At 70.4% G+C, this 7,817-nt stretch carries 7 protein-coding genes; 4 read left to right on the top strand and 3 right to left on the bottom strand.

The window, feature by feature from the left end; genetic code table 11:
* Positions 1 to 391 (top strand): Rv3235 family protein (locus tag GTW40_RS03910; protein ID WP_237525321.1); only part of this gene is annotated, 391 nt, incomplete at its 5' end.
* A 131-nt stretch (positions 392 to 522) separates the two neighbouring features.
* Here GTW40_RS03910 and secA read toward each other — a convergent pair.
* On the bottom strand, positions 523 to 3,339 hold the full coding sequence (secA, locus tag GTW40_RS03905) for a preprotein translocase subunit SecA (protein ID WP_161178738.1): 2,817 nt from the start codon (positions 3,337 to 3,339) through the stop codon (positions 523 to 525).
* Between the two features lie 255 nt (positions 3,340 to 3,594).
* On the opposite strand from secA, the gene GTW40_RS03900 reads away from it, so the two are divergent.
* Positions 3,595 to 4,179 (top strand): GNAT family protein, encoded by a 585-nt coding sequence (locus tag GTW40_RS03900; protein WP_161178737.1) that lies wholly within the window; start codon positions 3,595 to 3,597, stop codon positions 4,177 to 4,179.
* A gap of 58 nt (positions 4,180 to 4,237) precedes the next feature.
* Positions 4,238 to 5,413, top strand: a complete 1,176-nt coding sequence (locus tag GTW40_RS03895; RefSeq protein WP_161178736.1) for a crosslink repair DNA glycosylase YcaQ family protein — start codon at positions 4,238 to 4,240, stop codon at positions 5,411 to 5,413.
* A gap of 29 nt (positions 5,414 to 5,442) precedes the next feature.
* Here the strand turns inward: GTW40_RS03895 and GTW40_RS03890 are convergent, their stop codons facing one another.
* Positions 5,443 to 6,189: a response regulator transcription factor gene (locus GTW40_RS03890; protein WP_161178735.1), complete on the bottom strand. Its 747-nt coding sequence runs from the start codon at positions 6,187 to 6,189 to the stop codon at positions 5,443 to 5,445.
* A gap of 203 nt (positions 6,190 to 6,392) precedes the next feature.
* A complete protein-coding gene (raiA, locus tag GTW40_RS03885) occupies positions 6,393 to 7,088 on the bottom strand; it encodes a ribosome-associated translation inhibitor RaiA (RefSeq protein WP_161178739.1) in 696 nt (231 codons plus the stop codon).
* 511 nt (positions 7,089 to 7,599) lie between these two features.
* Here raiA and GTW40_RS32950 point away from each other — a divergent pair.
* The coding region (locus GTW40_RS32950; protein WP_237525324.1) for a hypothetical protein at positions 7,600 to 7,817 on the top strand (218 nt) is incomplete at its 3' end.

The raw sequence follows: 7,817 nt of genomic DNA, 5'->3' as shown, positions 1-7,817 counted from the left end.
CGCGCCCCGCACAGCCCCGACGCACCACCCCCTTCCCCCGGTCACCCCCCAGCCCCGCCCCACCGACCTCTTCGCCGACCGGCTCGTCGCCGTCCTCAGCGGGCAGCGCCCCGTGCACTGGATGCTCCGGCACACCGCCGGGCAGGCGTACGACGATCTCGCGCGGCTCGCCGAGCGGAATCCGCTGCGCACGCCCGGGGTCCGGCCGGTCGTCAGCGATCTCGGGTACTTCGTGCCCAGGGACGGCGCGCTGGAGGTGTTCGCGCGGGTCGCCGCCGGGGACCGGCTGCGGGCGCTCGCCTTCCGGCTGGAGCGGGGGCGGGATCTGCGCTGGCGCTGCACCGCCGTGGAGCTGGCGGGTTCCCGGCCCCCGCGCGAGGAGACCGGCTGAGCCCGGACACGACAACCCGGGCACGACAAAGGGCCGGACCCCTCACGAAGAGGGACCCGGCCCCGGAGTCAGCCGCGAAGGCCCGCCACGGAGAACCGCTCAAGCCCGCAGCGGGCAACCGCGGGCGACCGTCACTTCTTGCGGCGGCTGCGGCTCTTCGCCTGCTTGCGGCGCTCCGCGCGCGTGAGGCCGTCGGCCTCGGAGCGCACCGGCTCGTCGTCCTCGAGGTCGCGCTCGATCACGCCGCCCTCGCCGTCCACCGTGGGCGCGGAGAAGTGCAGCTCGCGCCGCTGCGGAACGTCGAGGCCCTTGGCCCGGATCTCCGGCCGGCCACCCGCGGGAACCTGCGCGGGCACGATGTCCTGCCCGCCCCCGCCGACCGGCTGGGCGTCCTCGACCGGGACCTCCTCGACCTGCTGCTCGACCTGGACCTCCAGGTTGAACAGGTAGCCGACGGACTCCTCCTTGATGCCCTCCATCATGGCGGTGAACATGTCGAAGCCCTCGCGCTGGTACTCGACCAGCGGGTCCTTCTGGGCCATCGCGCGCAGGCCGATGCCCTCCTGGAGGTAGTCCATCTCGTAGAGGTGCTCGCGCCACTTGCGGTCCAGGACCGACAGGACGACCCGCCGCTCCAGCTCACGCATGATCTCGGAGCCGAGCTGGACCTCACGCGCCTCGTACTGCGCGCGGATGTCGTCCTTGATGGACTCGGAGATGAACTCGGCGGTCAGACCGGCCCGGTCGCCCGCGGCGTCCTCCAGCTCCTCGATGGTGACGTTCGCCGGGTAGAGCTGCCGGAAGGCGCCCCACAGCCGGTCCAGGTCCCAGTCCTCGGGGAAGCCGTCGGCGGTCTCGGCGGCGACGTACGCGTCGATCGTGTCGTCCATGAAGTGCTGCACCTGCTCCTGCAGGTCCTCGCCCTCCAGGACGCGGCGGCGCTCGCCGTAGATGACCTCGCGCTGCCGGTTGAGCACCTCGTCGTACTTCAGGACGTTCTTACGGGTCTCGAAGTTCTGCTGCTCGACCTGCGACTGCGCGGACGCGATCGCGCGGGTCACCATCTTGTTCTCGATCGGCACGTCGTCCGGGACGTTCGCCATCGCCATGACGCGCTCGACCATGGCGGCCTTGAACAGGCGCATCAGGTCGTCGCCGAGGGAGAGGTAGAACCGGGACTCGCCGGGGTCGCCCTGACGGCCGGAACGGCCGCGCAGCTGGTTGTCGATACGGCGCGACTCGTGCCGCTCGGTGCCGAGCACGTAGAGGCCGCCGCTGCGCTCGACCTCCTCCTTCTCGGCCTTGACCGCCTGCTCGGCGCGGCCCAGCGCGGCGGGCAGCGCGGCCGCCCACTCCTCGATGTGCTCCTCGGGGTCCAGGCCGATCTGGCGCAGTTCCGCCTCGGCGAGGTCCTCTGGGTTGCCGCCGAGCTTGATGTCCGTACCGCGGCCCGCCATGTTCGTGGCGACCGTGACGGCGCCCCTGCGGCCCGCCTGGGCGACGATCGACGCCTCACGCTCGTGGTGCTTGGCGTTCAGCACCTCGTGCTGGATGCCGCGCTTGCTGAGCTGCTGCGAGAGGTACTCCGACTTCTCGACGGACGTGGTGCCGACGAGGATCGGCTGGCCCTTCTCGTGCTTCTCGGCGATGTCGTCGACGACCGCCTCGAACTTGGCGACCTCGGTGCGGTAGATCAGGTCGGACTGGTCCTTGCGGACGAGCGCCCGGTTGGTCGGGATGGGCACCACGCCGAGCTTGTAGATCTGGTGGAACTCGGCGGCCTCGGTCATCGCCGTACCGGTCATGCCGGAGAGCTTGTTGTAGAGGCGGAAGAAGTTCTGCAGGGTGATCGTGGCGAGGGTCTGGTTCTCGTCCTTGATGTCCACCCCTTCCTTCGCCTCGATCGCCTGGTGCATGCCCTCGTTGTAGCGGCGGCCGGCCAGGATACGGCCGGTGTGCTCGTCGACGATCATGACCTCGCCGTCGATGACGACGTAGTCCTTGTCCTTCTTGAACAGTTCCTTCGCCTTGATGGCGTTGTTCAGGTAGCCGACGAGGGGGGTGTTCACCGACTCGTAGAGGTTGTCGATGCCCAGCCAGTCCTCGACCTTGGAGACACCGGCCTCATGGATCGCGACGGTGCGCTTCTTCTCGTCGACGTCGTAGTCGCCGGTCTCCTCAAGGCCCTTGAGCGGGTTGCCGGGCTCGCCGCGCTTGAGGCGGGTGACCAGCTTCGCGAAGTCGCCGTACCACTTGGTGGCCTGGTCGGCCGGGCCGGAGATGATCAGCGGCGTACGGGCCTCGTCGATGAGGATCGAGTCCACCTCGTCGACGATGGCGAAGTTGTGGCCGCGCTGCACCAACTCGTCCTGCGCCCACGCCATGTTGTCGCGCAGGTAGTCGAAGCCGAACTCGTTGTTCGTGCCGTACGTGATGTCGCACGCGTACTGCTCGCGGCGCTGGGCCGGGGTCATGTTGGCGAGGATGCAGCCGACTTCGAGACCCAGGAAGCGGTGGACGCGGCCCATCATCTCGGAGTCGCGCTCGGCCAGGTAGTCGTTGACCGTGATGAGGTGGACGCCGTCTCCGGAGAGCGCGTTCAGATAAGCGGGCAGGGTGCCGACGAGGGTCTTGCCCTCACCGGTCTTCATCTCGGCCACGTAACCGAGGTGGAGCGCGGCGCCGCCCATCATCTGGACGTCGTAGTGCCGCTGGCCGAGGACGCGCTTGGCGGCCTCGCGAACGGTGGCGAATGCCTCGGGGAGCAGGTCGTCCAGGCTCTCACCGTCGGCGTACCGCTGCTTGTACTCGTCGGTGAGGGCCCGCAGCTCGGCGTCGGAGAGGTCAACGAAATCCTCTTCGATGGAGTTGACCTGGTCCGCGATGCGGTGCAGCTTGCGCAGGATCTTGCCTTCGCCTGCACGCATGATCTTCGAGAGGACGGACACGGGGGGTGGTCTCCTTGCCGGTCGGGCCTGGGACGGTCTGTTTTCCATGTGACTTGCTGAGCAACGGCCATCGTATGCGAGGACCCCGGCACGCCGGGAGGGCCTGGCGACCCGGTGCGCGCCTCACTGTGGACAACGGACGGGCAGGGTGGATAGTGCCGCGCCGGATCGGGGATGTGCGCGAATCGTGACCGGGTGCTCACGCTCCGCGAAAAGCCGTGGCGGCACGGGTGCGGTGCCCCGCAGAATCGGGTGATGGACCCCGTCACCCTGACCACCGACCGCCTCCGGATGCGCGCCGTCGGCCCGGCCGACGCGGACGCGGTGTACGCCGCCGCCCAGGATCCGGAGTCCCGGCGCTGGATCTCGTCCTTTCCCTCTCCTTACCTGCGCGAGCACGCCGAGGCGTTCATCGGTGTGGTCGCGCGGGGCTGGGCGGACGACTCGGAGTACCACTTCGGCCTGTTCCTGCCCGACGGCGCGCTGGCGGGGATGCTGGGCGTCATGCGGCGCGGGCCGGGCGCCGCCGAGGTCGGTTTCTGGGCCACCCGTGAGCACCGCGGCCGGGGATACATGACCGAGGCCGCGCTCGCCGCGGCCCGCTGGGCCTTCACCGACGTGTCCGTGGACCGCCTGGAGTGGCGCGCCGAGGTCGGCAACCTGCCCTCCCGCGCGGTGGCCGAACGCGTCGGCTTCACCATGGAGGGCACGCTGCGCGCGGCCGTCGCACACCGGGGCGTACGGCGCGACTCCTGGGTCGGCTCGCTGCTCCCCTCCGACCTCGGACTGACCCCGACCGCTCCGTACCTGGCCGCGCCCGATCCCGCTGCGACCACCTGACCTGCGGGAAGTCCCGGCCGGGCGCCCACTGTCAGTGCCACCCTCTATCGTCCCGACCATGACGACCCCGCCGCGCCCCGTTACCACCCTCACCGCGGACGACGCCCGCCGTATCGCCCTGCGGGCCCAGGGACTGCTGGGAGCGCCCGACCGGCGGGCCGGGGTGCGCGGGGTGCTGCGACATCTGGGCGCGGTCCAGCTCGACACCATCTCGGTACTCGCCCGCTCCCATGAACTGGTGCCGTACGCCCGCCTCGGCGCCGTCGGCCGCCAGGCCGTGGAGTCGGCCTACTGGCAGGGCACCCGCGCCTTCGAGTACTGGTCGCACGCCGCCTGCGTCCTGCCCGTCGAGGAGTGGCCCCACTTCGCCTTCCGCCGCCGCGCCTACCGCTCCCGCCCGCACTGGAACCACCAGCTGCCCGAGGGCGCCTACGACCAGGTGATCAAGCAGCTCCAGGCCGAGGGCCCGCTCACGGCCACCGAGCTGGGCGGCGCGAAGCGCACCAGCGAGTGGTGGGACTGGTCCGGCACCAAGGTCGCCGTCGAGCGCGCCCTGATGTACGGCGAGGTGGTGTGCGTCGAGCGGCGCGGCTGGAAGCGTGTGTACGACCTCGCCGAGCGCGCCATCCCGGACGCCCTGCTCCACGACGAGCTGGACGACGCCGAGTGCCTGCGCCGTCTGGTCCGGCTGGCCGGTGAGTCGCTGGGCGTCGGGACGCGCGCGGACATCGCCGACTACCACCGCCTCAAGGGCGAGCAGGTGGACGCGGTGATCGCCGACTCGGGTCTGGTGCCGGTCGAGGTCGAGGGCTGGGCCAAGCCCGCCTGGGCGGACCCGGCGGCCCTCGCCACCGCGCCGCGCGGCCGCCACCGCACGACGCTGCTCTCGCCGTTCGACTCGCTGATCTGGGAACGGGCCCGCACGGAGCGCCTGTTCGGCTTCACCCACCGCCTGGAGGCGTACGTCCCCAAGCAGAAGCGGGTCCACGGCTACTTCGCGATGCCGGTGCTCTCCGGCGGCCGGCTGGTCGGCCGGGTGGACCCCGCGCGCGAGGGGCGCACGCTGGTGGCCCGGCAGGTCACGCTGGACGGCCCGAAGGCGGTGGCGGCGGTCGCCGAGGCGCTGGTCGAGGCGGCGAGCTGGGTGGGCTGCACGGACGTCCGCGTGGAGCGCGTGACGGAGCCCGAGCTCCGGGCGCCCCTGGCCGCCGTACTGGCCCGCACACTGGCCTGAGCCGAAGCGGGCGCCTCGTCGGTCCGGGGTCAGCGGATCTCGAGGATCTTCTCCCGCATCGCGTAGACCACGGCCTCCATCCTGGAGTGCAGCTGCAGCTTCTCCAGGATGTTGCGCACATGGTTCTTCACGGTGTTCTCGGAGATGAACAATTCCTTGGCGATGTCCCGGTTGTTCATCCCCGTGGCGACCAGCTTGAGGACTTCCAGCTCCCGGTCGGTCAGCCGGGGCGCGGGCACCAGTCGGCGCTCGTCGGTGCGCTGGATCATCGACTTGAACTCGGTGAGCAGCTTGGACGCCATCGACGGGCTGATCTGCGACTGCCCGTCGGCCACCGCGCGAATGGCCGTGGCCACCTCGTCGGTGGAGATCTCCTTGAGGAGGTATCCGGTCGCGCCCGCCTTGATCGCGTCGTAGAGGTCGGCCTCCTCGTCGCTGATCGTGAGCATGATGATCTTGGCGCTGGGGGCGACCTCCTTGATGGAGGTGCACGCCTCGATCCCACCGCGCCGGGGCATCCGCACGTCCATCAGCACGATGTCCGGCAGCAGGTCGGCCGCCTTGTCCACGGCCTCGGCCCCGTCGCCCGCCTCGCCGACGACCTGGATGTCCTCCTCGGCGGCGAGCACGATCTCCAGACCCCGGCGGAACAGCGCGTGGTCGTCCACGACCAGCACTCTGATCGGCTCCCCGCGCGGGGCGCCCGCTTCCGGCTCCCGGCCGGGGTCACCGTGGTCGGCGTCCAGGTCACGCATGGGTCCGAAGGTGTCCGCCATCGTTCCTCCCCCTGAAGGCTGTGGCCTGTGGTCCTGTGCCATCGCCAACCCAAGGCAGCGGCCCACCGGTTGGGCCGGTGCGGTCATGATTTCATGCCCGGGCGCCGCCGCGGTGCCGTGCGGGGCGTGAAGTGGTCGCACACCGGTGCCCCTGGGGGCGCACACGCGCTCCAGGGGCACCCGTTCCGCTTCGCCGGGCAGGATCAGCCGCCCAGGACGCCGCCCGCCGCGGGCGGCTGCACCTCCGCCACCATCGGGTCGGTGCTGAGGTGGATGACGCCGTAGTCGTAGGCATGTCGCCGGTAGACGACGCTCGGCTCCTTGGTCTCGGAGTCGACGAACAGATAGAAGTCGTGGCCGACCAGTTCCATCTCGTAGAGAGCCTGGTCAAGGGTCATCGGAGAGGCGACGTGGGTCTTCTCGCGGACGACGAGGGGGCCGTCACCCGTGACCTCCAGCGAGCCGATCCTCTTGGTCGGCACTCCGCCGTCGGACTCGGCGGGCGGGACCGGAACGCCGTCGGGGTAGAGCGTCGCCACGCCCGGGACCACGTCGGGCACCTCGGCCGCCGGGATGCGTCGTGCGCCCCGGCGCACGACTCGCTTGTCGTGCTGCTTGCGCAGCCTTGCCTCCAGCTTTTCCGCGGCCATGTCGAGGGCCGCGTACGGGTCGCTGGCGGATGCTTCCGCCCGGATCACCGGACCGCGGGAGCGGAGCGTGATCTCCACTCGGTCACAGCGGTCGGCCTGGCGGGGGTTCGGCTCCTTGGACACCTCGACGTCGAGGCTCATCACCTTGCCGTCGAGCTTCTGGATCTTCTCCAGCTTCAGCTTCTCGGCCACGTGCTTGCGGAACCGCTCGGGCACCTCGGTCTTGCGGCCCTTGACGACGATGTCCACGCAGAACTCCGTTCCCGGATAGCCCCGCAGCAGCGGCGGAGCATCTCCCTTTTGCACCAGGTCCCGGTGGGCCCCGGAACCTTCGGACTCGGTGACGTCCACCTCCTCCTCCCCCGTGGGCGAGATCTCCATCCCGCCGGCGCGGGTGATTGCGGAAAATCACGCAGCGCGGCATTCGGATATGCGAGGTCTGGCCTGCGCCTTTCCTCACAACCGAACATATCTCGCCCGGACGTATGTCGTCACCCTCTACTGCGGCGTACCTCCGTTCAGGTGAATTCCCGCTCTTGCTACCTGCAACGACGCAGGTAGGAGGTCAGTTCCTGGCTATTTCGAAAGAATCCGGGGGCGCGGCGATCACCGCCGCCCGGAGTGCCACTCGTGTGGCCTTCGGTGCCGCCTTTTCCTGTGCACACTGCACGGGGTTTCCGCTCTCCGATCGTGCCCCTGTCTCTCGTTTCCCCCTTCCTTCCCGAGTTCCGCCGGGGTACACGGCCGTTCTCTCCCGGCGATGCGAACCGGACGCCTCCCGCAGGGCCCGCGCCGCCTCCGCGAGGGTCGCGCCCGTGGTCATCAGGTCGTCCACCAGGACGACCCGTCCGGCGTCGAGCAGCCGTGCCCCGCCCGCCGTCACCTCCAGGGCACCGGCCAGGTTCTCCCGCCGCTCCCGCGCGTCCAGCCCCGCCTGGTCCAGGACCGGCCGCCGCTGCCGCAGGACGGCCGCCACCC

Source organism: Streptomyces sp. SID4985 (assembly GCF_009863025.1).
GTDB lineage: Bacteria > Actinomycetota > Actinomycetes > Streptomycetales > Streptomycetaceae > Streptomyces.
The sequence above is the reverse complement of the archived record's forward strand: the minus strand, read 5'-3'. Positions and strand labels throughout refer to the sequence as shown.